The sequence below is a fragment of the Funiculus sociatus GB2-C1 genome, assembly GCF_039962115.1.
Taxonomy (GTDB): domain Bacteria; phylum Cyanobacteriota; class Cyanobacteriia; order Cyanobacteriales; family FACHB-T130; genus Funiculus; species Funiculus sociatus.
In genome coordinates, this window is record NZ_JAMPKJ010000020.1 from 36594 (window position 1) to 62903 (window position 26310).

At 43.7% G+C, this 26310-nt stretch carries 16 protein-coding genes; 7 read left to right on the forward strand and 9 right to left on the reverse strand.

The window, feature by feature from the left end; genetic code table 11:
* Window positions 1–140 precede the first annotated feature (140 nt).
* The 3 genes from pheT (at window position 141) to NDI42_RS11795 (ending at window position 5319) form a co-directional block, all read left to right on the forward strand.
* Window positions 141–2699 carry a phenylalanine--tRNA ligase subunit beta gene (gene pheT / locus NDI42_RS11785; RefSeq protein WP_190457448.1) on the forward strand — a complete coding sequence of 853 codons (2559 nt, stop codon included), beginning with the start codon at window positions 141–143 and terminating at the stop codon, window positions 2697–2699.
* A gap of 67 nt (window positions 2700–2766) precedes the next feature.
* On the forward strand, window positions 2767–3036 hold the full coding sequence (locus tag NDI42_RS11790; protein ID WP_190457450.1) for a YciI family protein: 270 nt from the start codon (window positions 2767–2769) through the stop codon (window positions 3034–3036).
* A 354-nt stretch (window positions 3037–3390) separates the two neighbouring features.
* A complete protein-coding gene (locus NDI42_RS11795) occupies window positions 3391–5319 on the forward strand; it encodes an alpha-amylase family glycosyl hydrolase (protein WP_190457452.1) in 1929 nt (642 codons plus the stop codon).
* 251 nt (window positions 5320–5570) lie between these two features.
* Here the strand turns inward: NDI42_RS11795 and ubiG are convergent, their stop codons facing one another.
* The 7 genes from ubiG to NDI42_RS11830 all read right to left on the reverse strand — a co-directional run bounded on the left by ubiG (window position 5571) and on the right by NDI42_RS11830 (window position 16519).
* Complete coding sequence (ubiG, locus tag NDI42_RS11800) at window positions 5571–6329, reverse strand: bifunctional 2-polyprenyl-6-hydroxyphenol methylase/3-demethylubiquinol 3-O-methyltransferase UbiG (RefSeq protein WP_190457454.1); 759 nt, start codon at window positions 6327–6329, stop codon at window positions 5571–5573.
* Between the two features lie 494 nt (window positions 6330–6823).
* Window positions 6824–8350, reverse strand: coding sequence for a trehalase family glycosidase (locus NDI42_RS11805; protein ID WP_190457456.1), 1527 nt, complete (start codon window positions 8348–8350; stop codon window positions 6824–6826).
* Between the two features lie 16 nt (window positions 8351–8366).
* Window positions 8367–9242, reverse strand: coding sequence for a class I SAM-dependent methyltransferase (locus tag NDI42_RS11810; protein WP_190457457.1), 876 nt, complete (start codon window positions 9240–9242; stop codon window positions 8367–8369).
* Window positions 9243–9609: 367 nt separating this feature from the next.
* On the reverse strand, window positions 9610–10227 hold the full coding sequence (locus NDI42_RS11815; RefSeq protein WP_190457459.1) for an NUDIX hydrolase N-terminal domain-containing protein: 618 nt from the start codon (window positions 10225–10227) through the stop codon (window positions 9610–9612).
* A 33-nt stretch (window positions 10228–10260) separates the two neighbouring features.
* Window positions 10261–13047 carry a malto-oligosyltrehalose synthase gene (gene treY / locus NDI42_RS11820; protein WP_190457461.1) on the reverse strand — a complete coding sequence of 929 codons (2787 nt, stop codon included), beginning with the start codon at window positions 13045–13047 and terminating at the stop codon, window positions 10261–10263.
* A gap of 125 nt (window positions 13048–13172) precedes the next feature.
* The gene (treZ, locus tag NDI42_RS11825; RefSeq protein WP_190457463.1) at window positions 13173–14999 is read right to left on the reverse strand and encodes a malto-oligosyltrehalose trehalohydrolase; all 1827 of its coding nucleotides are present in this window, start codon (window positions 14997–14999) and stop codon (window positions 13173–13175) included.
* A gap of 311 nt (window positions 15000–15310) precedes the next feature.
* The gene (locus NDI42_RS11830; protein WP_190457465.1) at window positions 15311–16519 is read right to left on the reverse strand and encodes a TPM domain-containing protein; all 1209 of its coding nucleotides are present in this window, start codon (window positions 16517–16519) and stop codon (window positions 15311–15313) included.
* 280 nt (window positions 16520–16799) lie between these two features.
* Between NDI42_RS11830 and NDI42_RS11835 the strand changes: the two genes are divergently transcribed.
* Both NDI42_RS11835 and NDI42_RS11840 read left to right on the forward strand, forming a co-directional pair.
* The gene (locus NDI42_RS11835) at window positions 16800–17528 is read left to right on the forward strand and encodes a LemA family protein (RefSeq protein WP_190457467.1); all 729 of its coding nucleotides are present in this window, start codon (window positions 16800–16802) and stop codon (window positions 17526–17528) included.
* 448 nt (window positions 17529–17976) lie between these two features.
* Window positions 17977–19020: a threonine aldolase family protein gene (locus tag NDI42_RS11840; RefSeq protein WP_190457468.1), complete on the forward strand. Its 1044-nt coding sequence runs from the start codon at window positions 17977–17979 to the stop codon at window positions 19018–19020.
* A gap of 238 nt (window positions 19021–19258) precedes the next feature.
* Here NDI42_RS11840 and NDI42_RS11845 read toward each other — a convergent pair whose 3' ends face one another.
* Together NDI42_RS11845 and NDI42_RS11850 are read right to left on the reverse strand one after the other, a co-directional pair.
* The gene (locus NDI42_RS11845) at window positions 19259–19960 is read right to left on the reverse strand and encodes an alpha/beta hydrolase (protein ID WP_199311281.1); all 702 of its coding nucleotides are present in this window, start codon (window positions 19958–19960) and stop codon (window positions 19259–19261) included.
* A 210-nt stretch (window positions 19961–20170) separates the two neighbouring features.
* Window positions 20171–21496 carry a hemolysin family protein gene (locus NDI42_RS11850; protein ID WP_190420072.1) on the reverse strand — a complete coding sequence of 442 codons (1326 nt, stop codon included), beginning with the start codon at window positions 21494–21496 and terminating at the stop codon, window positions 20171–20173.
* 232 nt (window positions 21497–21728) lie between these two features.
* Here NDI42_RS11850 and mfd point away from each other — a divergent pair, with 232 nt between their 5' ends.
* Window positions 21729–25226, forward strand: a complete 3498-nt coding sequence (mfd, locus tag NDI42_RS11855; RefSeq protein WP_190457470.1) for a transcription-repair coupling factor — start codon at window positions 21729–21731, stop codon at window positions 25224–25226.
* A gap of 565 nt (window positions 25227–25791) precedes the next feature.
* The gene (locus NDI42_RS11860; RefSeq protein WP_190457472.1) at window positions 25792–26157 is read left to right on the forward strand and encodes a Mo-dependent nitrogenase C-terminal domain-containing protein; all 366 of its coding nucleotides are present in this window, start codon (window positions 25792–25794) and stop codon (window positions 26155–26157) included.
* Window positions 26158–26310 lie beyond the last annotated feature (153 nt).

Below are 26310 nucleotides of genomic sequence, written 5' to 3' on the forward strand. Positions count from 1 at the left end.
CATTTCTTTGATAGCACATCCGGAAGCACTCTTAGGTGAATGGTTTTACCCTTCAAACTGAATCAAGATAAGGGAATGAGGGTAGTTATAGGGTTGAGCGGTAAAATGATCGGGGTGAACTAGGTAAAAACATAGAGTAAATGCGTATCTCTCTCAACTGGCTGCGAGAATTAGTTGATTTGACGATGACCCCAACCCAGTTGGCGGACACGCTGACTATGGCTGGGTTCGAGGTGGAAGAGATTGAAGACCGCCGGACTTGGGCTGATGGGGTGGTGGTGGGGAAAATTGTGGAGATTCAACCCCACCCGAATGCGGATAAGCTCCGGGTCTGTACTGTGGATGTGGGGGCAGCGTCTCCTTTGAATATTGTCTGCGGGGCATCGAATGCGCGGGCTGATATTTATGTGCCTGTGGCAACTGTAGGAACTTATTTGCCTGCTGTTGAGTTGAAGATTAAACCGGCAAAACTCCGGGGTGTACCTTCTGCTGGGATGATCTGCTCTTTGGCTGAGTTGGGTTTGGCGAAGGAATCGGCTGGAATTCATATTTTTGAGCTGGAGAATCCGCAGTTGGGTAGCGATGCGCGATCGCTTCTCGGTTTAGATGATGTAATTTTAGACTTGACTTCTACGGCGAATCGTGCTGATGCTCTGAGTATGGTGGGCGTGGCGCGGGAGGTGGCGGCGCTGACTGGTGCAACTCTCCGACTACCAGAAGTTGGCTCTGTATCTATCCCAGAGGGAAGTGCAGGTCTAAGTGTGCGAATTTCAGAGCGGCAAGCTTGCCCCGCCTATATTGGGACTGTAATTGAAAAGGTAAAAATTGCGCCTTCTCCGGCGTGGTTGCAGCAGCGATTACAAGCGGCTGGGGTGCGCCCGATTAACAATGTGGTGGATGTTACTAACTACATTTTGCTGGAATGGGGTCAGCCGCTACACGCATTTGATCGCGATCGCTTACAACAGATTGCAGGGGGCAACACCCTGACTATCGGCGTGCGCTTTGCCAATGGGGGGGAATCCCTGAAAACGCTGGATGGGCAAACTCGCACCTTGCAACCCCAAAATCTACTGATTACTGCCAATGACAAACCTGTGGCTTTGGCGGGGGTGATGGGCGGTGAGGAAACAGAAGTTTATCAGGGTACTGAGAATTTAGTTTTAGAAGCGGCTTTGTTTGACCCGGTAGCAATTCGACGATCTGCTCGCAGCCAGAATTTAAGGACGGAGGCCTCTGGACGCTACGAACGGGGGGTGAATCAAGCAGAATTGGCGGTGGCTTGTCAGAGGGCGATCGCGCTTTTGACTCAGTTCGCTAGTGGCACCCCTGTGGCTCAGGAAGTTGCGGACACTCGTCCTGACCCTTCAGCTTGGATGCGTTCGATTGAGCTGCGTCTTGACCGGATAAACCAGGTTCTAGGGCCTGTAGAGTTGGGAGATGCTACTGGTGAAATTCAACCGGAAGATGTGCAGCGGATCTTGACTGCGCTGGGATGTGACGTATCGCTGGGGACTGGGGACTGGGGACTGGGGACTGGGGACAAGGGACTGGGGACAAGGGACTGGGGACAAGGGAGTTCCAATTCCCAATCCCCAATCCCCAATTCCCAATCCCCAATTCCCAATTCCCAATCCCCGGTATGGATGGTAAAAGTGCCACCCTATCGTTACCGAGACTTAGAGCGGGAAATTGACTTGATTGAAGAAATCGCCCGTCTTTACGGCTACGATAATTTCTGCGACACTCTGCCAGATAAAACTGAACCTGGGTATCTTTCCTCCGACCAAATGCTGACGCGCAAGCTGAGGGAAGCTTTGCGGGGAGCAGGATTGACAGAAGTAATGCACTACTCTTACTCGGTGGCGAAGACGGAGGACGATCGCGAGGTAGCGATCGCTAATCCGATGTTCGCAGAATACTCATCGCTGCGAACTGAATTGGTATCTGCCTTAATTAATGCTTTCCAGTACAATTTGGAGCAAGGCAACGGTTCCTTGAACGCCTTTGAAATAGGTCGGGTATTCTGGCGGGAAGAGGACGGACTAATAGAAGCTGACTCGGTGGCGGGAATTATTGGCGGCGACCCCACTCAAGGTACTTGGACGCGGGGAGGCGCATTACAACCGATGACTTGGTTTGAAGCCAAGGGAGTGCTGGAAAGTTTGTTTGCACGGCTGGGAATGCCTGTAGAATATCAACCAGACCGACGCGATCCGCGCCTGCATCCGGGACGCACAGCTTCTTTGTGGTTGCAGGGTGATCGTTTGGGTACGTTTGGGCAACTGCATCCCCAGATGAGGCAACAGCGGGGTTTGCCGGATGCTGTCTACGTTTTTGAGATGGATTTGGATGTGGTCTTAGACTATCTGGATCGGGATGAAAACCTGATACCTGTGTTCAAACCTTTCTCGACTTTCCCCGGTGCTAACCGGGATTTGGCTTTATTTGCCTCGACTAAAATTTCTGTAGCGGAAATTAAACGAGCGATCGCGTCTGCTGGCGGTGCTTTACTAGAATCGGTGGAATTGTTTGATGAATATCGTGGTCAAAATGTCCCAGAGGGACAGCGAAGTTTGGCCTTGCGGTTAGTTTACCGCGCCAGCGATCGCACTCTCACCGATGAAGATGTCGAACCAGTACATCAAAAAATCCGAGAAGCACTCGTCGATAAATTTAGTGTCAGTCTGAGAAGTTAAGTTTTGCTAATGGCTAATTCTTTATATTAGCCATTAGCAATTAACAATTAGCCATTAGCAATTAGCCATGACTAAATATGTGATGTGGGGAAATTATTGCGAGGATGTTTTAGAGAAGCGATCGCCTTATCGCCAAGCACATCTAGACGGTCTTGCCGCCCAAAAAGAATCCGGTGTTTTAATTACCATTGGCCCTACTAAGGATCTCACCAAAGTCTTTGGTATCTACGAAGCCGAAGACGAAGCCACCGTCCGCCAGTTAATCGAAGCCGATCCTTACTGGCAAAACGGCATTTGGACAGAATACGATGTCCGCGAATGGATTCAAGCCTTTTAAATAATCTTTCGTTAGTGCGTTCACCCTTTTATGGTGGCGCTACGCGAACAAAGCCTGCTTTACGCAGGCTTTCAAGGTTTTAATCCACACAGGTGGACGAAATCTGTAGCCGCGAATTACATTCACAGGGGCTTTTTTCAATAAAGTTTTATTTAAACGCTGCAAGATTTTTGGGCAATTAATGTTATTTAACCCAAATACACAATTATTTCCAAAACTGAATCCTTATACCATAGCTTTACAATTTTTGAACACTGCCTTAAGGCAGATATACAAAAAAGGACACAACTCGTTAAATTTAAAAAACGTCTATCGAAAGGCTAGACTCTTACTCTTACAGTACCACTAAAATTTATGGTATCAACTCCTCCATCTCAAGCTTCATCAAGTCAATATGAAGTTACCGATCCAAAAGCAGAAGTTGAAGTTATAGTCTCCGAAACTAAACCAGACAGCGAAATAGATTTAGAATTTCTTTATACCAGAGATATTGAATTTCGCCAAGAAACCATTTACTTCATCGTTGTAGACCGCTTTTATGACGGTGATCCTGACAACAGCGAAGGCCCAAACCCAGAACTTTTCGACCCAGAAGCAAAGGATTGGGGAAAATATTGGGGTGGAGATTTACAAGGAATTATTGATAAACTCGATTATTTAAAAGATATGGGAGTTACAGCACTTTGGCTGACTCCCTTATTCGAGCAAGTTGAAGCATTATTTGTTGAACAAGCCGCAATTCATGGCTACTGGACAAAGGATTTTAAACGCATCAATCCTCGCTTTATTGGCAAAGATGAAGAACCTTCACTCAACAAAACCCAAGAAACTAGAAATACAACTTTTGATAAATTAGTTGCTGAATTACACGTCCGAAAAATGAAGCTGGTGCTGGATATTGTGTGTAACCACAGCAACCCAGATTTTAGCGGTAAGAAGGGGGAACTCTACGACGATGGAGTGAAAATAGCAGATTTTAACGATGATAAAAATGGGTGGTATCACCACTATGGTGAAGTAAAAAATTGGGAAGATGAGTGGCAAGTTCAAAACTGCGAACTGTCTGGTTTAGCCACCTTCAACGAAAATAATGTCGAGTACCGAAACTACATTAAATTAGCAATTAAACAATGGCTAGACCGGGGAGTTGATGCTTTGCGGGTAGATACCGTTAAGCATATGCCTATCTGGTTTTGGCAAGAATTTAACGCTGATATTGTAACCCACAAGCCGGATGTTTTCATTTTTGGCGAGTGGATTTTTAGCGATCCTCGAAGTGAGCTTTCGGTGGAATTTGCCAATGAGTCTGGGATGACAATTCTAGACTTTGGTCTTTGTTTAGCAATTCGAGCAGCTTTGGCGCAAGGCGCTGAAGGTGGATTTCACCTGATGCAGGATGTTCTAGATTTGGATCATCGCTATTACGGGGCGACTGAGTTGATTACATTTATTGATAATCACGATATGCCCCGATTCCAGTCTTTGAATCCCAATCCAGAGATGCTCAGGGTAGCGATCGCTTTCATTATGACCTCTCGCGGCATTCCCTGCATCTACTACGGCACAGAACAGTATCTTCACGACGATACAAACGGCGGTAATGACCCCTACAATCGCCCCATGATGACTCAGTGGGATACCAATTCACCCCTTTATCGAGATATCCGGTTACTATCAGGTTTGCGACGACTGAATCCGGCGGTATCTATGGGAAGCCAGTGGCAAAAATATCTGACACCTGATGTTTATTGTTACGTTCGTCGTTACCGAGATTCGATACTTTTTGTGGCGATGAATCGTGGTGAAGCTGTTAAGCTGGAATCAGTTGATACAGAGTTACCAGAAGGAGAACATACCGATATTTTGTCGCGGCGCAAATTTGAAGTTAAAGACGGAAAGTTACAAAACTTAGAACTAGAAGCACAGGATGTAATTGTCATCAGTCACGTTGGGGAACGTATCAAAGGGCAAACCATTGTGCGGGTACAACTCAATGCTGTAGAAACACAGCCTGGAGAAACTGTTGTGGTAATGGGAGATTGTCCGGAGTTAGGTAATTGGGATATATCCAAAGCTTACCCCCTGGAATACATCAACACTAACACTTGGTTTGGGGAAATTCCCTTTAACGAAAGTGCTGGAAAGTTGATTACTTATAAATACGCGCTGTGGCGTGAAGGGCAGTCACCATTACGCGAAAATAACGTCGGTCGTCGTTGGGTTATTGCCAACGAAGGGACGGTAAAATGGCGCGATAAATGGGCGACAGGACGCGAGTCTTAAAAAGGTAAAGAGTAAGAGGCAAAAAGGCCAAAACAAAGAAACAAAGATACATTTGCTGCCTAGACCGATTACCTTAGCATACCTTTTCTCGTTCTCATGCTGTGGTCTGGGAACGCATGAATAAAGCTCTGTCTCTCGTTTCCAATCCAAACAGATTTCAGATCAAGAGGAGGCTGGAGCCTCCTCTTTTATTCCCAGCACTTGGAATGAGAGAGAAAGTAGAATAAAACCCTATTCCCTCAGCCTTAGCATCAAAGCTTAACAGCTTGGCCGATATAGCATACAGAAGTGTCATCGTTAATTTGGATGTGAAATAACTCTGTCGTGTCGCCATTTCTGCGATTATTTAACCCTTTAAATACCATATCCCTAAGTGTTTTAAAATTAGTGCCGTCAGTCAGATCAAACCCTTTAATTGCAATATTTTTGAAGCCAGTTGTTTCCATTAACCCAATCAATTCATCGGGTTTAATAAATTTATTCCAGTCGTGAAGCCCTCGCGGTATTTGCTTTAAAATATCCTCCAAAAGCCAAATCATTATCACTTTTGACTTAAAAGTTCTGTTGATTGTATCAAATAAAAACATTCCATTTTTCTTTAATACTCTGTAAGCTTCTGAGATAACTTTTTCCAAATCGGCGATATGCTCTAAAACATCAAAACACACAACGGCATCAAATGTATTTTCCTCATAAGGGAGGTCTTCAGCAGTTCCCCATTTGTAGTCAATTAGTAGGTCGCTCTTTTGGGCGTGTTCTTGTGCTGCTTTAATTGAGGTGAAAGATAAATCTATACCAGATACATTAGCTCCTCGCTTGGCTAGGAATTCGCAGGCTAATCCACCTCCGCAACCCACATCCAAAACTTTGAGCCCTTTCCAATTGGGGACATAGCTATTAAAAAATTCAAACCTAGATTTGTTTAAATGGTCAGGCAGATATAATACCTCATCTTCCTTCCACCATTTATCAGCATTCAAGTTATAGTATTCCAAATCATTTTTAATCATGGTCTATCCCCTGTTCTAACTCAATTTCTCAATCTACAGCTCTAATCAAAGCGGTTAGCTGTAGATTGTTAATTGTTATGCTGATGAAAACGCGATCGCAAAGCGTTGCGTTTCCAGCACTGCCTTAACAAACACCTTGTTTATATAATTTCAAGTTAGCTACTAATGTTGGTGGCTTGCTTGTACCTGAAGACTTGATTTATTGTTAAATCAGTCGGTTACAAGTTATACACGCTGCTGGTAGTTAGTTTGTAAAGATAAAGACATACGCAGTGAAGGCAGGGTTGGTTAATGCAGAATAAGTATTTTTCTTAGTAATAAATAACTACCCTTTATAAAATTTTTTAGCTTCTTTACCTAATAGACAAAAGCTTTTCTCTATCTTCAGAAACTCCCTTCAGGGAAAGGCGCGATCGCAGCTTTCTCAAAAAGGCAAACAAAAAACAACGCAGAGAAATATTTAACTCTGCGTCCCTTTGCGTACCAAGAGCGTTTTAATCCAAAATGGCTAATAGTTCCAGAAAAACTGCATTTGTCCAACCAAAACCAATTTCATTGGAACTGTATCCGAAGTGGATTTCATCGGAAACATCGGCTGAACAGTTATAAACGTCGTATTTCTCTAGGAGTGTTCCAGTTCTTTCAAACTCTTGAACTAACAAAGATATAAAGTTTCGCGCTAAACGTTTAGCATCTTCTTCGTAACCATATCGTAGCAATCCTTGAACTGCAATTAATTGTAACGGCGCCCAACCAAAGGGAGCATCCCATTGACTTCCGGTGACACGGGTGCTGGTGAGTAATCCTCCGGGGGCCTCAAAGTCGGGCAAATTTTCTACAACTCTTTTTGCTTGTTCTTCGGATGCGATACCTGCCCACAAAGGATAAAATGTTGTGGCAAATTCATAGTTGCGACGTTTGCCAGTGTGAAAGTTGTAATCAAAGTACAGTCCGGCTTCTTCATCCCAGAGAAATTTGTCAATTAATTGGCGGCGGGATGCAGCGCGATCGCGCCATTGATGGGCAATTTCTTTGTATCCTAAAATATCGTTAATTTCTGCTGTATCTTCCTCCATTTTGTAAATCAAAACGTTCAGGCAAACGGGAGCATAATGAATAATATCTACATTGAAAGGTCCAAAACGATAAGATGGATCAAAACCAGATTCTCGCATTGTCCTGTCGCCTTTGTAGAACAAATCAGTTAAGCGATCGCTCTCTCGGTCGTAATACAAACTAACATCATAAGCTTCGACTTCAAATTTACGATAATATTCTCGTACCCGGTCATAATGAGTTCTTCCCTCCTCATCCCGTTCGGAAATAAGCACTTCTGGGGCTGGCCCTTCACCTAAAGCAAAATAGCGAGAAAGTCCTGTCGCCTGATTCAAGTGTGGTGGCAAAGTCCAGTAGTAATAAAAACTTTCTGTTGCTGATAATACAGATTGCAGCCACTCCTTATCCTGAGTGTGCTGATAGAGTGCCAGAATCATTGGTGTTAGTAAAGGTGGCTGCGATCGCGTCAGCATATACGTCCGATTCGCATTTAAAATCGTCCCGTAATGCACAATTTCATATATCAACTGTTCCACCAAACTTTTCGCTAATTCCAGTTCTCCATCCTGTAGTAATCCTAATTGGATGAAATAACTATCCCAGCCGTACATTTCATTAAAACGACCGCCAGGAACTACATATTCATGAGGTAAATAGAGCAACCCATGTTCTTCAATTTGCTCAACTTCTGCTGGTAAAGTTCTAATTTCAATTTGATTAAATTCTTCCTGACTGAGGACTTTTCGTAGAGATGCTTCTATTTGCGATCGCTCTTCTTTTTGCGATATATATATAGGCCACTTTTTTCCGGGAAAATGATCAATTTTTGGATCGCGTGCAGCATCTAAAATATGTTCGTGAGAACGAGATAGTGTCTTCCAAGTTTCCTTTATATAGGCTCTCACTGCCTTGATTTTTTCTGGAGATAGAAAGGCTTCTTTTTGAGTTAAATCTTCACTATTCACGGTTTATCCTTAGCTTTTAATATTTTCTTGTAGCGTGGGCATTCTGTCCGCCTTGCGGCGCAAATCTACTCACTTCCGAGCTAGTACAAAGTAAAGTTGTAATATCATTCCATATTCCTTGGTCTGTTGCTAACACCTCAACTTCTGCCATGTATTCCGCCTCAAATTGTTTTAATTTTTGGGGTTGCAGCTGCAATACCGGATTACCGCCAGGAGTCTTCCAGTTTTCTTTCCATGCCTTTTCCACATCACTGCGATTAAGATAGGCACCAAACTGCTCAATTTTGACTTCAATATCTACAAATCCTGCCTCTTGTAACATTTTATGACACTTACCAGGGCTACCAAGCGGTTCTTTTACATCTGAAATAAAAATGCCATATTTTTGAGCTATTTTTTTAATCAGTGCATATGTAGTAAAGGATGTGTCAGAAAAAGTAGAAAATACCACTACCCCGCCTTTTTTTACAAAGCGATGCCACAAGCGCAAAACACCAGGTATGTCAGTAAACCATACTATCGCTGAAGAACATAATATCGCATCAAAGCTATTATTACTGAAGTCTAACTTGTTGGCATCTGGTTCAATAAGTTCTATATTCTGCAAACCTTCGGCATCAATTTTTTGTTGCGCTTGACTGAGCATTCCTGTGGAAATATCCACCCCAATTACTTTGCCTTCAGGAGCAACGATTTTTGCAGCAGGGATGGCAACTAAACCAGTACCAGTTGCCACATCCAGTATGTTTTGCCCCCTGTGTAGCTGGGAAATTTCAAGCAGTCGATTAGCAAGACGAGGGTGAAAATCACTTTCTTTATCATAGTTTGTTCTCCCATTAAAGAAAGCAGCCAATTGCTGCTTGAAATTGCCTTTTTCCGCCTGATTGAGCATTTAATATATTCTCCTCAATTTGGTTGAGAAACTGTTTTTTTTTTTCTACTGAGTTGTTGCGTGGCTAATAAGTAAAGCCACAGGAAAATATTTTTGGTTCTTCATTACTTGGTATGCCAAACTATTAGTTTAAAGGGCTGAAAAGCTTGGAATAGAAACCTTTGGGGCTTCTTAGCGCCTCTACCGCCAAAAACAATTTAAAATAATGCCCAAAACTTTTGCACAGCAAGACCTTTGGGCATCGCAGGAGGCAGATTAGCATATCAGGTACGGAAGAGCCATATTTTTAGCTTTCCCCAATTAACAACGTAGCATTAGCTCTGAGTGATTTGGATGCTCGCATCATATAAAGGGTGGTTAAATGCTCCTAATCAAAGACTGTAGGCAAATCTGGATGTCGAGAATACTCGAAGACTTTGGCTATTTGAGTAGGTGTAACGCGACTGAGAGATAACTCTGGAATTTCGTTTTCAGCAAAGAATGCCACTTCACTTGTCTCTATACTCGATGATGGAGAGCCGCTCAATAGCTCGCACTGAAAAAAGAGTTTGTAAACATACTCTGGAATGGGTGGATGTGGGTGTCTGTTTCTGTCATAAACAGCCAATAATTTGACAGCACGAGTATGAAATCCAGATTCTTCATACACTTCTTTTTCAATACACTCACTGGGACTTTCGCCCACATCAGCCCATCCACCAGGTAGCGTCCAACCACCATCCGAGCGTTCTTTAACCAACAAGAGAGTATTATCTTGAAATACGGCTCCTCGTACATCAACTTTAGGAGTGGCATATCCTACTTCACCTGCAAAAAGATTGAGGATATATTGTGGATTTTTCTCTGAATAAGTAGCAACTATCTCAGCAGCAATCTCGCGGATTAACTTGTACCGCTCAATGTCAAAAGGGTCTGTAGTATATTTCAGACCCGTTTGAGCGATCGCTTGTAGTTTCTTTGCCCATTCAAGCCACTTCAGATCCACAATATTTTTCCTTTTTCTTGTTTTACGATTGCTTTAGCTAAAAAGTAAAGACACAGGAAAGTATTTCAAGGCATCACCAATCAACACTGTACCATTAGCTTTGAGTGATTGGGCAGTTATAGCATCTTTCCACTCAGACGGCATTCCTTGCGCCAACTCAATTCTAGTATCATCCCATTGTTTGCCAAGCGGATATTCTCCTTGCTTGATAACCCTTGTAAAGAATCGGGGTGCGATCGTAATTGCCACACTATTTTCATACTTTCTCGCAAAAGCAACAATACAATCTTTAAACTTCCCAACTACCTCTAGAGGCAGATAATCCCCTTCTTTGAAGAGTTGCAAATTTTGTTTTCTCGCCTCAAGGCTTCTAGCGGTTAAGAAAAGCTTAACCCTGCCATCTTTCTTATTTGCCAACAAATCCTCAATCAACTTCAAGATATCTGTGTGCGCCTTTTGTTTGATGTCTTTCAAAAACCCTAACCGTCGCTCAAAATCAACCGGACGACGGTTATCAGGGTCTACCAAACTCAGCTCCCATAATTCCGTGCCCTGATAAAAATCAGGTACGCCAGAAGCCGTTACTTTTAGGAGTGTTTGTGACAGTGAATTGAATATTCCATAATAAGATATCAACTTTTGAAAAGGCAGAAATTCCTGCAAAAATTGGTTATCTTCCGACGGATTCATCACCTCTTCAATAAAAGCAACAAAACCATTTTCATAATCGGTGTCTGGTCTAAGCCAAGCTGTATGCACCTTAGCTTCTCTGACAGCCTTAATCGCATACTCTTTCACTCGATCCACAAATTCTGGCAGTTCGCTCTCCTCAAACGGGAAAGCTCCAACAAGCGTCTGGTAAAACAAGTATTCATCATTCTTCTCAGGAACAGTTCGACTATCCAATTTACGCTTTTTAGAGGCGTTAATCTCGCTCCAAGTTTTTACCTGTTTTTCCCAAACTTCAGGAATTTCTGAAATCACATTAATCCGCGTTCTGACATCTTCACCGCGTTTGGTGTCGTGAGTTGCGGTAGCATTCATTTTATAAGGCCAGCGTTCTTGCTGCCTTTTATTAAACTCGTGAAAGTCTGCAACTGTAATCCCAAATTGGCTAGGATCGCCGCCTACTTCATTGAGCGATATCAGGCGGTTATACACATATAAAAGTGTATCCTCAATGCCTTTTGCCATCAAAGGCCCAGTTAACTGCTGAAGCCGCATTACAAAGTGACGCTGTAACTCTTTTTGTTCTGAGGTTACAAACTCTTCATCTTCCAGAAGAAGTAACTTTTCGATGTAGTTAAGTTCTTTTAAAAGCAGAGGGACTTGCTCTTTTGCTTTGGCAATAACTTCCTTAACGTAAAAGCGATCGCTTTCTCTCAAACCCTCTTGGTTGATGTAAGTTCGATACACTGGAAAGAGTGTTAGCACCTCCGTCAAAGCTCGTTGTAGGCCGTGCTGGGTAAAATCACTCCCTACTCTGGAATGACCCGATACTCTTTTCAACAGGTAGGCTAAATTATCTACATCCCCTGCCATATTTCTCTCTACAATCAGCCTTTTTTTATCCCGAAAAAGCTGCTCATAGGGAGTTTCAAAACCCGTCAATCTGGAATAAATTTCTTTTAACTGCTGTTCGCTTTCAGTTTTACAGAAAATACCGTTAACGTAGTTTAAGAAATCATAGCCACTTGTTCCCTCAATCGGCCAGTAATTAGGCAAATCTTCTTTATGTTCCAGAATTTTTTCCACCGTGATGTAAACATCTCCGGTTTTGTCTCTGAGTCTTTGCAGATACTCGGTTGGATCGTAGAGTCCGTCTATGTGGTCAATCCTGAGTCCGGTTATCTTTCCTGATTCAACTAATTGACCGATTAAAGTATGAGTTTTATGGAAAACTTTTAGTTCTTCAACCTTGACAGAAATCAACTCATTGACCGTAAAAAATCTTCTGTAGTTAAGTTCTTCCGCTCCTACTTTCCAGAAAGAAAGACGATAAAACTGTTCTGAAAGTAAATTATCTAAAGGATTAAAACTTTCAGGCTTGCCCTTTTCCCCATTAAAAAACTCTATGTTGCTGTCAATAAATTCTTTAACTTCCGGATTTTTCGTATAAAGTTCCCAAAGCAGTCCTTTAACAAAAGCTATCTGGTCGTATCTTTCTTTACCTTTTGGTTCCTCAGAAGGATTTTTAAGCAGATAAAGAATACCAAGTAGCTTTACGAAATCTGGATGATACCTTCCCAGCGCTTTAGTTAATTTACCCAAATTAAGAGTGACAAACTTAGCATAAGATTCTATCTTTACGGGTAGTCTCAGGCTATAGTAATTAACGCTTAGTCCAGAGTGGTCATACTTTAGCTGAATTTCGCCATTTTCCAAACAATCTCCATAATAATTTCCCAGCAGAGGCGCAAGCACTCGACCTCTAATAGCTTCATACGGGTGATTCCATTCGATGTCGAAGTAGTCGAAAGATTCGGAATTAGAACCATTTTCCATCACATCCATCAACAATTGGTTTTGGCTATCATAAGCCATATGATTAGGCACAATATCTTGCACCCATCCCATGTCGTAACGCTGTACTTCATTCACCAGCTCTTCAAAGTTTTCTTGTGTTCCTAGCCCAGGATTTATTTGATTAGGGTCAACGACATCATAGCCGTGAGTGCTGCCTTCTCTGGCTTTAAAAATGGGCGAAGCATAAAGGTCAGAAATTCCTAATTCAGCCAGATAAGCAATAATTTTTTTTGCTTCTTCAAATTTAAAACCAGAATTAAATTGAAATCTATATGTTGCTGTTGGAATCCGCATGATTTAATTTTTACTCCTAAATAATATTTTCGATTAATCCTCGTTACCAGGCTCAGCCTGGTAACGAGAATATAGAGGCTAAGCCTCCCAATTGCATTCCCAGGCGTTCGCCTGGAAGAATTGCGTTATCCTGCTATTTCGTAGAGGGCGAGACTTTGGGGTTTGATTGTCAATTCTCGATCTAGTGTGAGTTTATCAGGTAATGTGGAACCAGAACCCATCCACTTTGTATCAGCAGAATCTAAAATCTTTTGCCACCTGCCACTCGGCGCAGGTGGCGTAAAAGCGACATCTTGATCGTTAAAATTCATAATGCAAAATATCTGACTATCATCATTCCATCGCCGCAAAAACAGGATTTTATCGGATTCTACGCTGGATACTTCTAGACTTTTCTTATCCAGCTTCCTTAATGCTGGAATTGTCCGACGTAGCTGAAGTAGTTGTTGATAAAATTCCCACAAAATTTTGTGTTTTCCTTCTTTTCGTTGTTCCCACTTAAGCTGGCACTTATGGAAGGTGTCAGGACTCTGGGGGTCTTGCATCTCGCCTCGTCCGGCAAATACTTTAAATTCTTCTTCTTTACTCTTGCGGATGGCTTCAATTAAGTCTTGGTCTGAGTGACTGACAAAGTAGAAAAAAGGAGCTTCTTCACCGTATTCTTCCCCCATGAAAAGAAAGGGAATGAAGGGAGAAAGAAAGACAGCACCAGCAGCAAGTTTTAGACCTTCAAGAGAAACAAGCTTAGATAATCTTTCCGCCAGAACGCGATTTCCTATCTGGTCGTGAGTCTGGGAAAAGACAATGAAACGATATCCGGGTTCCTCTTTAGAATTACTACCATAACGGCGTTTTCTATGAGGGGCGTACTGTCCGGAATAAATAAAGCCTTCGCGGAAGGATTTTTCTAGTTGTTCAATCTTGCCAAAATCTTGATAATACCTGTCATTTTCCCCTGTTAGTAAGGTGTGTAGTGCGTGATGGAAATCGTCATTCCACTGAGCATCTATTCCACATCCACCTACTTCTTTGGGTCGAATTACTCGAACATCATTTAAATCGCTTTCGGCTGTTATATAACATTTCCGGCCATTAGCTTGAGAAAATTCATCAACTAATTCTGCTAGTTCCTCTAAGAAGTGTTTAGCACCCAAATCGTAGATGCCTTGAATTGCATCTAATCTCAAGGCATCTACGTGATATTCTCTAAGCCAGAAAAGGGCATTTTCTAGGCAAAAGTTCCGCACCCCGTCGCTATATTTATCATCCAAATTCAAAGCGTCTCCCCAATGACCATGATATTTGGATGTGAAGTAGGGGCCAAATTCAGATAGGTAATTTCCTTCGGGGCCAAGGTGGTTATAGACGACATCGAGAATTACTGAGATACCATGTTGGTGACAGGCATTGACGAGTTTTTTGAATCCTTCCGGGCCACCATAAGAATCCTGTGCAGCAAAGAGATAAACGCCATCGTATCCCCAGTTTCTTTTACCTGGAAATTGGGCAATTGGCATAATTTCTATGGCATTAATTCCCAATTCTCGTAAGGTGCTAAGTCGGGGAATCATTGCCTCAAAGGTGCCTTCTGGGGTGAAGGTACCGACGTGCAATTCATAGATTATCGTTTCATCTAGGGGTATGCCAGACCAATTAGTATCATCCCAGGCGAACGTGTTAATATCAATTACTTGAGAAGGGCCATGTACTCCCTGTGGTTGAAATTTTGAGGCAGGGTCTGGTCTATCTTTGTTTCCTTCAAGTTTATAGAAGTAAAGCGTTCCTGGTTCAATGCCTGATGCTTTTACTTTCCAATAGCCTTCCTCATCTTGTTGCATGGGAATGAGACGTTGTTCCGGAGCAACAATTTGTACGGCTACTTCTTTGAGAGTGGGAGACCAAACGGTAAATTCACAATTTCCGTTGCCCAAGTAACAAGCGCCAATTCTCACTTTAAATTAGCCTCACTGTTAATAAAGACCTGGCTTTTTAAGAAAATGCACTGGCATTATTCAAGCCTACTTTTATAGGTAAATTGAATAATACCAGTACCCGCAATTTTTTCTGTGAAAGTTATTAGATTATTATTCAGAATTTAGCCTTTTACATATCAGATTTTTTAACATTATTCTGAATTATGGCTTCTGGCTCTTAACTGCTGAAGTTTTAAATAATAACCGTTCCAAGGATATATTTAATTTTGATTACGCAGACCTGCCATAAGGTGTATTTTTTTGCTCTTGGCAAGGTGCAACAGATCCTTTTACCAGCTGCCGCCTGCACCGCCGCCGCCGCTACTCCCGCCGCCGCCACTACTTCCGCTGCCGCCACTACTTCCGCTGCTGCTACTTCCGCTGCTAGGGGGTGGCGGTGGTGGAAGGCGAGGGATAATTTCTTCTTCCTCCCGATGATCGGAACAATATTGGCAGTCGTAAGTAATCAGGCGTATACCATCAGAATAAGTTGTAGCGTGCCTAAGAGTTTTTTCGTTGCGGATGACTGTGTATTCTTGACACTTGGGGCAATTGCTAAATTCACCTAAGTTGTTAATATCGGCGCGGATATGAAAGGCTGGTTCGCTAAGAGTTTTACTACAGGTTGGACACTGCCAAGCTTCAAATTTGATGCTGCCAATATTTTGTGCAACTTGCTCGCCTTTACTCAAATAAGGTAACAATAAATCTGAATTTAACTGTTGTAACGGTTGTTTGCAATTAGTACAATGAAAACGTCCTGGAAACAAACTGTCACTTTGCGATCGCCCTTTCGGTTCGATGTACACTGGACGGCGAGATAGGGTATACGCGATCGCGCCTATACCGCCTATACCGCCTATCCCCGCTAACAACCAACCGGGTATACCAGCGTTATCGTTTTTACTCGGTGCATCAGCGTTATAAACTGTTTCGGGTACGTTCGTGTTAGGAGAAGTTGTAGACGGTTCATTTGTTTGCAAAGCTACAATTATCGCTTTGGTTCCAGCCAGGGTACCGCCATCAAAATTGTTTTCTTTGAATTTTGGGGTGATTTCTTGTTGGATAATGCTACCCGCTTTTGCATCCGGCAATAGGGATTCTACGCCGTATCCAGTTTCAATCTCTACTCGGCGATCGCCCTTAGAAATTAACAACAACACGCCGTTATCTTTTCCCTTTTTCCCAATTTTCCAGCGATTAAACAGGGATGTAGCAAATTCTTTTGGTGTAGCAGAAGGTGCTGTTTCTGCCACTGTCACAACGACAATTTCACTGTCATTTTCAGCTTCTAATTTGGAGATGATTTCGTTGAGTTGTGCTTCCGTCTGGGGAGTCAGCACCTGCGCCATATCTGTCACCCAACCGCCATTTACTTGTCGGGGGTTGGGAACTTCTTCTACCGTTATAGCTAAACTCGACGGTGCGAAACCCAGAATTGCGACACTCAAGCCGCACGCGCACAAACTTTGCTTTAGTTTAAGTGCTACCCATTGCATAACTGCTTTCTTTTAACGCCTGTTGTTAGGTATGCTTTTTTCCCCGACTATCTGATTGTATCAACTCCTCTGTTCTACTTGTGTTTCCTTTGCATCGTTGCAGTTCGTTCTTTTTTTTAGTATATCTTTAGATAGTAGAGATTAGGTAAAATAACATCCAACACTTAAAATGTTCAAAAAAATTAACTGCCAAGACCCACTAGCTGTTGCCATGCGCGTTAGGGTTATAGAACGTTAAGGAAGAGGAGAAATTTTAAGTTAATTATATTTGTGTAAAGTTATGAACCAATCAAACCCTAATATTCCTGAAGAAATTGCACCGGAAGTTTTGGAAATTGCTTCTCGCTTGTATGCAGAGAAAAATCAAAGTTATTCGATGCAAGAATTAAAGGAGGCGGGTGCAGAGGTAGACATTCCGCCAGAGTTTATTGAACAGGCGGTACAAGAGGTACGCCAAAGAAGGATACAAGAAGAAAAACGACAAAAAAGGGTGAAGATAATTGGCGCTGCTGTGGCGGGCGCGATCGCACTCTGGGGAATCGTGACTTACAATATTCTTTCCGGTGCTGAATCTAGAGTAGATGCAGCCCAGGCGCAATTAGAAAATCAGCTTTCTCGACGTGCCGATTTAATTCCTAATTTAGTGAGCATTACTCAAGCTTACGCTAAACAAGAATATCAACTTGCAGATTTACTGACAAAATCTCGACAAAACTATTTGCAAGCTGATACCTCCACAGAAAAAGCAGCGGCGGCGGCACAAGTTTCTCAAGCTATAGAACGTTTCCGAAGTTATGCGGCTAAGAATCCTCAGTTGCAATCTTCTCAAGCTTTTATTAATTTACAGTATGAGATAGCAGGAACAGAAAATCGCATTGCTGTTGAAAGGATGCGTTATAACCAAAGTGTGCAAAATTACAATCAGAAAGTTAACCAATTTCCTAATGTTTTGTTAGCCCCGATTTTAGGGTTTAAGACGAAGCAATTTTTTCCAGCAAAAGCTACATAGCAATTCAAGGGTTGGATGCAATACATCTGTAAGGACATCGCATTGCCATGTCCTTACCAAGGTAGCCCGAACATCAGAACCGGGATATATTCCACCCAACTGAGAAACGCTATAATACCCAATTTGTAGCCGCACCTTTTAGAGGATGTCTGAAAAGTCATAATCGAGACGCTTAGACGGTGGAGATCCCCCTTGCATCCCCCTTTTTAAGGGGGACTAAGACTTGATTGTCCCCCCTTTTCAAGGGGGGCTGGGGGGATCAAACTAACTTTTGACACTTTTCAGACATCCTCTTAGGGTGTCGGCTACACAAACTATCGTCCGGATGGTGCGCGGACTTTATTAAGACGTTCCCTTGGCAAGTTTTGTTTGTGTAGCCACAGACTTAATGTGGGGATTTCGGCAGAGATGATTAGGATAGAAATAAGTATAGGTAAACATAAGAAATATGAACTTTTGCAGCGATAATGTCAGCGGAGTTTCGCCGGAAATCATTGAAGCAGTAGTTGCTGCCAATGAAGGTGCAGCTATGCCCTATGGTGATGATGAATATACTCAGCGCTTGTCAACACAGTTACAGGAATTATTTGAGACAGATTTAATTGTTTTTCCAGTAGCAACGGGTTCTGCTGCTAATGCCCTTGCTTTGTCTGTAATGACACCACCTTTTGGGGCAATTTACTGCCACAGCCAATCCCATATTAATGTTGATGAATGCGGCGCACCAGAATTCTATACTGGGGGTGCGAAATTGGTGACACTTCCAGGCGCAGATGGCAAAATTTACGCCTCTGACTTGGCAAATGTGCTAAACAAAGCTAGTGCTGGCGTTGTGCATCACGTACAACCTGCCGCTGTCAGTTTGACTCAGGCAACTGAAGCGGGATGTGTGTATAAACCAGAGGAAATTTCTCAAATTGCCGAGATTGCCCATACCCATAATTTGGGGTTACAAATGGATGGGGCGCGTTTCGCTAATGCTGTGGCGAGTTTGGGCTGTTCGCCTGCCGATATTACTTGGCGAGTTGGGATAGATGTGCTTTCGTTTGGGGCGACTAAAAATGGCGCGATCGCAGCGGAAGCAGTAATATTTTTTAATCAAGAATTGGCAAAAACTTTCGGCTATCGTCGTAAACGCAGCGGACATTTATTTTCCAAAATGCGTTTTTTGTCAGCACAGTTAGAAGCTTATATTAAAGATAATTTGTGGTTGAGAAATGCTGCCCACGCTAATAATATGGCTCAAAAATTAGCGCAGAGTTTATCATATTTGCCAGGAGTGAGATTGTGTCACCCAGTTGAGGCAAATGAAATTTTTATCGAGCTGCCAGAGTTAGTTACTCAAGGTCTTCTTGCTGAGGGTTTCCGCTTTTATCGTGGGGACGAAGGAGCTAAATCTACAGTGCGTTTAGTGACTGCTTTTAATACAAAAGAAGAGGATGTTTCTGCTTTTATGAAAGCAGCACAAAAATATTCTGAGAAGGCGAAATAAGGAGTTTATGGATCTTGAAGATGCAGGGCAATATTTTAGGTAGCCTATCATATCTATAGCAATCCTAACTTATTTATGAACTTCGCCCTTTCCTCCTACGTCCTGGTGAAAGCTTTCACAGATAACAGTTGACAGATAATATTGCCATTACTCCCGGTATTATTTGACTTACCGCACCGAATCACAACGAAAACAATTGAGACATTGTTCTTGGCACCATCCGAACTACCTTTAGTTTTTAAACTAAAACCTCCTTCAGCTTCTCTACAATCCACTGGCGAACCTCCTGATGAACTTCTTCGGCAACTTCATCAAGACCATGATCGGCACCATCGTAGAGGATGAGGTGCTTGGGTTCGCGGCTGAGGCTGTAGATGTACTGTGAACAGGACGGCGAAAGCACCTTGTCGCGTTTACCGTGAATCAGCAAGATTGAGCATCGTGGTGCTAACTGGCAAGCAGGCGCAGCACCATAGCTTTGGCTGGCGAGTGTCACGATGCTGCGAACAGCTTGGGAGAGGAAAGCAGCTTGAATAACGACAGCACCGCCAAAGGAGTGACCTATCAAAGCAACGGTATCAATACCTTCGCTTTCTAGATAGCTGATGCCTGCCAGAACGTCGAGAACTGATTCCGCAAGTATTGTGGGGTGCCGGAATCGCACTCTTAAAGAAGCGATCGCTTCACAGGTGAGTTCTTGGCACAACTGGGGATACAGCCCCTTGGCTGGTGTATCCCAACCACCGCCAACACCGCCGACGTAAATAGCACCGCACTTCGCACCATCCACTGGGTAGTAGCGACACTCTACCTTGCCACGGCTTGTCACCAGTGCGATTGGGTAATAGTCTTCTTGAATCGCTCCCACTTCCAGACCACTAACTACCATCTCGAAGGGATCGTCTTCATCGTCTTTGACATTATTCTTTGTGTGTAGCATCAATTATTATATTCCCTAAAGCTTTTATGCAAAGTAAAACACCCTTTCCTATTTCATTGCACTAATTAATACAGCTTGGCTCCTTCTATCCCTGGGCTGGAATTTTCAATGGCTAATTTAAGTGAGCTGTTATACATTAGACTCCTAGTCAAAGATGCCTGCACTTAGTACAAGAAATTTGCAAAATTAGGATGATACCCTAACTATTAATTAATCGCCAGATTCAGAATCAATTGATTCTGTGGGTATGGGCATCACTAGGACTTTATCAACTCGGTTGCCATCCATATCCATTACTTCAAAGCGGAACCTGTCTAATTCAAAATGGTCGGCAGCAGTAGGAATTTTCCCTAGATGCGTCATTACGAAGCCGCCCATTGTGTGATAGTTACCCTTTTGTTCTCCAGGCAACTCCTCGATGTCTAACAGTTCAAACAATTCTTGCACAGGCAACATCCCATCCACCAACCACGAACCATCCTCACGTTGTACAATTGGGGGATCTTCTGCCTCATCGGCTGAGGGAACGTCACCAACGATTTCTACAAAGATGTCGTTGAGAGTGAGCAATCCCTGAGTGACACCGTATTCGTCTACAACTAGCGCCATGTGAGTGCCAGTTTGCTTGAACAACTCTAGGACTTTCAATCCTCCCATGCTTTCAGGCACAAAAACGGGCTGTTGCAAGGAAACTGTCAGGTCAAGCGGTTGTCCCGATAGACTGCGGGCTAATAAGTCTGAGACTGGAATCACCCCCAGAACGTGGTCAAGGCTATCCTGGCAGACTGGAAATCGAGAATAGGTACTATTTATAATCTTTTGTTGGTTTTCGTCTGGGGAGTCTTCCAAATCGAGCCAGGTAATATCCGGTCGAGGTGTCATCAAGGCGCTTACGGGTTTGTCTCCTAAGCCAAAAACTCGCTCTACCATGTCTTGTTCGGCTTCCTCAAAGGTTCCCGCTTCGGTGCCTTGCTCGATCAAGTCTGTGATATCTCTTTCTGTAACCAATGGCTCTGTGGAGGGTTTGATGCCCAACATCCGCACCACCATATCAGTAGAAGCGCTCAATACATAAACGATCGGGGAAGCAATGGCAGCTAGCATCCGCATTGGGATAGCAACGGCAGATGCAATACGTTCTGGGTAGTTTAACGCCAAGCGCTTCGGCACCAGTTCGCCAATAATCAGCGTTAGATAGGTAATGATCAAAATGGCAACCGCTGATGCGATCGCTTCTTTATATGGTGCTAACCAGGGGATTAAACCTAACGCAGGTACCAGTCTTTTAGCGATCGTTCCTTCGCCAAAAGCACCGGACAGAATGACAATCAGGGTAATCCCCACCTGAACGATAGCTAGAAATTGATTCGGAGCATTAGCTAGTTCCAACGCAGCGCGAGCTTTGATATCTCCCCGATCGGCCAGCTGTTGCAGTCGTATTTTCCGTGCGGAGACGATCGCCAACTCTGACATAACAAAGATGCCATTGAGGATGGTAAGCAGGAAAATAATTAGAATTTCGGTAGTTGGGGACATTTGTATTTGTAATGCCAGTAGTATTGGCTAACGGTGCCTAAGATGGACGCCAGCTTTGTATGGGAACATAAGTTCCCCGAAAAAACGGTGGCTATAGAGAAATTAGCAGATTCGGTAGAGCAGAAATCTGTCTGTAGACCAGTCTCGATTTGATCTGCCTTCTAAAATGATGAAGGTAAGGAGATATACTCCTGCTGTTTTGTCAGAACGAATTAAGTATTTCCTCCAACTAATGGCATTTTCTTCTATTATTCGTGCCTTGGGGCGATCGCCTCTCACTACAGAACTGGTCTCTAAGCTAAACCGTCAGCGCTATCTCCAGCTCAACGGTATTCCTCGCTTGCCAAAAAATTTAGTGGCATCCGCCTTGGCACAAGTCTCTGGGCAAAATTTGTTTGTGGTGTGTGCCACTCTTGAGGAAGCTAGCCGTTGTTGCGCGGCTCTGGAAGCGATGGGCTTCGCCACGGTTCATTTTTATCCAACTTCGGAAGCGTCACCCTACGAGCCTTTTGACCCGGAATCGGAGATGATTTGGGGGCAGATGCAGGTGTTGGCAGATTTGGTCAACGGTCAGTCGTCAGTGGCAACGAACAACGGACAGCTGGCAACTGACAACGGACGATTAGCAATTGTAGCGACGGAACGCGCCCTACAACCGCATTTGCCGCCCCCTGAAGCTTTTAAAGCTTACTGCGTAACGATCCCCGCCAACCCCTCCTTAATAAGCGGGGATCAAGAGGGGATCGGGGATTTGGGAGCGTTTAGTAAGAAGGTGGCGACTCTGGGTTATGCGCGGGTTCCTTTGGTGGAAATGGAGGGGCAGTGGAGTCGGCGCGGGGATATTATTGATGTGTTCCCGGTTTCGGCTGAGTTGCCTGTGCGTCTGGAGTGGTTCGGGGATGAGTTAGACCAGATGCGGGAGTTCGATCCGGCTACTCAGCGATCGCTTGATAAGATTGAGCGTCTGGTTTTGACTCCTACTGATTTTAGTCCGATTGTGCGGGCGGCTTTAGAAGAGAAAAACCACTCTTTAGACGCGGGGGAAGACCAGAGAAGTACGCGGCGGTTGCTGGGGGTAGCTTTTGAGCAACCTGCTTCTTTGTTGGATTATTTGCCTGAGAATACTTTAGTAGCGATTGATGAGCCGGATCAGTGTCGCGCTCATAGCGATCGCTGGGTGGAACATGCTCAGGAACAGTGGAAATTGGCTGAGGAAGATTCTTCCCCATTACCAAAAATTCACCGTTCTTTTGATGAATCTCTGGCGGCGACAGAAGCTTTTCAGCGGTTGTATTTATCGGAGTTGGTTGAGGAAGGTCAGGGGTTAAATCTTGCTAGTCGTCCGGTTCCAGTGACTCCTCATCAGTTTGCGAAAATTGCTGAAACTATGCGTCAGGAACGCGATCGCGGTTTTGCGGTTTGGATTGTTTCTGCTCAACCTTCGCGTTCTGTGGCTTTGCTGCAAGAACACGATTGTCCGGCGCAGTTTGTCCCTAATCCTCGCGATTTCCCAGCAATTGATAAGTTGCAAATTCACAAGACTCCCATTGCACTAAAGTATTCTGGGGTTGCGGAACTCGAAGGTTTTATTCTGCCAACTTTCCGGTTGGTGGTGGTGACGGATCGGGAGTTTTTTGGACAGCATTCTCTGACAACTCCTAGTTATATCAGGAAGCGTCGCCGCGCTGCTTCTAAGCAAATTGACCCCAACAAACTGCGTCCTGGCGATTATGTGGTTCACAGAAATCACGGCGTTGGCAAGTTTGTCAAGTTGGAAAGTATGACTGTCAGCAACGAAACCCGCGAATATTTGGTGGTGCAGTATGCTGATGGTTTGTTGCGAGTCGTGGCGGATCAGCTGGGTTCTCTATCCCGGTTTCGCGCCACGGATGGGAAAGCGCCGGAACTTAATAAAATGTCCGGTAAGGCTTGGGAAAATACTAAGAATAAAGTCCGCAAGGCGATTAAGAAACTCGCGGTTGATTTGCTGAAATTGTATGCTCAAAGAGCGCAACAGCAAGGTTTCACTTATCCATCTGATTCGCCTTGGCAAGAGGAAATGGAGGATTCTTTCCCCTATCAACCAACGCCGGATCAGTTGAAGGCGACTCAAGATGTGAAGCGGGAAATGGAAAGCGATCGCCCAATGGATCGTTTGGTGTGCGGTGATGTCGGTTTTGGTAAAACGGAAGTCGCTATTAGAGCAATTTTTAAAGCTGTCACCGCCGGAAAGCAAGTTGCCTTTCTCGCCCCTACTACTATCCTGACTCAGCAACACTACCACACTTTAAAAGAGCGTTTCGCTCCTTACCCGATTGAAGTTGGTTTGCTTAACCGTTTCCGCAGCGCTGAGGAACGTCGCAACATTATTAAGCGGCTGGCGACGGGTGAATTAGATATAGTCGTTGGTACTCACCAGCTACTTAGTAAGGATATTCAGGTGCGAGATTTAGGGTTGTTGGTGGTGGACGAAGAACAGCGTTTCGGCGTTAACCAAAAGGAGAAAATAAAGTCTCTCAGAACTCAAGTTGATGTGCTAACTCTCAGCGCCACTCCGATTCCCCGCACACTTTATATGGCACTTTCGGGAATTCGGGAAATGAGTTTAATTACCACGCCGCCGCCTTCTCGTCGTCCGATTAAAACTCACCTAGCTGGATACGATCCTGATGCAGTACGCACTGCAATTCGCCAAGAACTTGACAGAGGGGGACAAGTCTTTTATGTTGTTCCGCGAGTTGAGGGAATTGAAGAAACTGCCACCGCTTTGCGGGAAATGGTGCCGGGAGTTAAACTAGCGATCGCGCACGGTCAGCTAGACGAATCTGAACTAGAAGCGACGATGCTTGCTTTCAGTGCTGGCGAAGCAGATATCCTCCTGTGTACCACGATCATTGAATCCGGTTTGGATATCCCCAGAGTCAACACAATTTTAATAGAAGACGCGCAGAAATTTGGTTTATCGCAACTTTACCAATTGCGAGGAAGAGTCGGACGTGCGGGAATCCAAGCTCACGCATGGTTATTTTATCCCAAACACAAGGCGCTATCTGATGCCGCCCGCCAACGCTTACGAGCAATTCAGGAGTTTACTCAGTTGGGTTCGGGTTATCAACTAGCGATGCGCGATATGGAAATTCGCGGTGTCGGGAACTTGTTGGGTGCAGAACAATCTGGTCAAATGGATGCAATTGGTTTCGACCTTTACATGGAAATGTTGGAAGAATCCATTAAAGAGATTCGCGGCCAGGAAATTCCCCAAGTTGATGATACTCAGATTGACTTGGCTCTGACTGCATTCATCCCCGCTGACTACATCACAGACTTGGATCAAAAGATGAGTGCCTACCGCTCTGTTGCTGCGGCTCGTTCTAAGGAAGAATTAGTAAGTATTGCCGCAGAGTGGAGCGATCGCTATGGTAACATCCCTAAATCTGCTACTCAGTTGTTGCGGGTAATGGAACTTAAACAAATAGCCAAGTCTCTAGGCTTCAGTCGCATCAAACCCGAAGGCAAACAACACGTTATCTTAGAGACACCAATGGAGGAACCTGCCTGGAACCTTATCCGAGCAAATCTGCCAGAACACCTGAAAACTCGTTTTGTCTATACCCCTGGTAAAGTCACTGTTCGCGGTTTAGGTGCCTTAAGCGCCGATCAACAGATGGAAAGTCTGATAACTTGGTTGGGTAAAATGCAGGGAGCATTGCCAGAACCCGCACTCGTTTAAATTTAACCCAAATAGTACATTCTGTAGGTTGGCTTGAGGAACCTCACCCAACCTACAATAGAGTGTTATAGTTATCAAGTAAAAATTGACTTTCCTAATAATTGTCGGTAATTTCTAGAGAATTGTAGCTTTGGATACAGCTATCAATCTTTAGTCAGAAAATGCACCAATTGAGGTAAAAAAAATTACTCCGTTGGGTACTTCTGATTTCGCGGCTTGCCACGTTTCAATAAACTTATAGACGCAATAAATAAAAGCTAGTGGCTAACTGAGGTTAAATAAGTGTCTTCTCAACTCTCATTTAACTGACGCTAATTTTAACGTAGCTATAAATAGCGCTTATCAATATTAACCACTCCTGAAAATAAAAGCAGAAATTTGCTAGGAAAAGCTTGCCTTAGCTATTTTTATGTGTCATATTTAATTTCTGGTTACTTCATTAAAACTTTATGAAATTATCAGAAACTTTGTTCAGACTTTTACCACACTATTCTTTAAGGTTTGTACCGTGGTACATAGAGATGAGCAAATCACTCAACTAACCGGATATCAACAAGGTGAACTTATGAGTAGGATATGCACGAAAGAAGAACCTAGCGCTCTACAAGCTTTAGCAATAGCTTCAGCACAAAGCGTACACGCCGCTAAGCCTGCGAAATTACTAAAGCGACAATTTGATATCTTGCAACCATTGCGTCAATGGCTGGACGGGATAGAGATTCGTACCCCTAAGATGGCTCATTTCCTCGCCAAGGCTATTCCTGCACAGTGTCCTTTTGAACGCGATATCAAGATTTTTGGTCGCATAATCGCGCATATTCCCCCACTGTGCAAGCTGAATCCACTTTACGAGCAACTGGTAGGCTTGCGTTTTCGCGCTCTGTGTTATTTAGTAGATCGGTGTGGGCTGGATATTCAGTCGTATTGCTAGATAGAATTTGCTACTTTTAAGAAGGCAACAGTTGGATTATACGACTTGAGGGCTTTTTTGGCTAGAATGTCTTGCACCTAGAAGATTCAACAGAGATATTTGCAAGCATCATCTAAGCAATCGAATAATTTATGGCAGTAGCGATCGCTTATC

Excerpts from the sequence above, each read along its gene's own strand:
- NDI42_RS11810 (WP_190457457.1), bottom strand. The coding sequence starts at position 9,242 with ATGCTCAATCAGGCGGAAAAAGGCAATTTCAAGCAGCAATTGGCTGCT.
- pheT (WP_190457448.1), top strand. The coding sequence starts at position 141 with ATGCGTATCTCTCTCAACTGGCTGCGAGAATTAGTTGATTTGACGATG.
- ubiG (WP_190457454.1), bottom strand. The coding sequence starts at position 6,329 with ATGATTAAAAATGATTTGGAATACTATAACTTGAATGCTGATAAATGG.
- NDI42_RS11790 (WP_190457450.1), top strand. The coding sequence starts at position 2,767 with ATGACTAAATATGTGATGTGGGGAAATTATTGCGAGGATGTTTTAGAG.
- treY (WP_190457461.1), bottom strand. The coding sequence starts at position 13,047 with ATGCGGATTCCAACAGCAACATATAGATTTCAATTTAATTCTGGTTTT.
- NDI42_RS11840 (WP_190457468.1), top strand. The coding sequence starts at position 17,977 with ATGAACTTTTGCAGCGATAATGTCAGCGGAGTTTCGCCGGAAATCATT.
- NDI42_RS11845 (WP_199311281.1), bottom strand. The coding sequence starts at position 19,960 with ATGCTACACACAAAGAATAATGTCAAAGACGATGAAGACGATCCCTTC.
- NDI42_RS11860 (WP_190457472.1), top strand. The coding sequence starts at position 25,792 with ATGAGTAGGATATGCACGAAAGAAGAACCTAGCGCTCTACAAGCTTTA.
- NDI42_RS11795 (WP_190457452.1), top strand. The coding sequence starts at position 3,391 with ATGGTATCAACTCCTCCATCTCAAGCTTCATCAAGTCAATATGAAGTT.
- NDI42_RS11835 (WP_190457467.1), top strand. The coding sequence starts at position 16,800 with ATGAACCAATCAAACCCTAATATTCCTGAAGAAATTGCACCGGAAGTT.
- NDI42_RS11830 (WP_190457465.1), bottom strand. The coding sequence starts at position 16,519 with ATGCAATGGGTAGCACTTAAACTAAAGCAAAGTTTGTGCGCGTGCGGC.
- NDI42_RS11850 (WP_190420072.1), bottom strand. The coding sequence starts at position 21,496 with ATGTCCCCAACTACCGAAATTCTAATTATTTTCCTGCTTACCATCCTC.
- mfd (WP_190457470.1), top strand. The coding sequence starts at position 21,729 with ATGGCATTTTCTTCTATTATTCGTGCCTTGGGGCGATCGCCTCTCACT.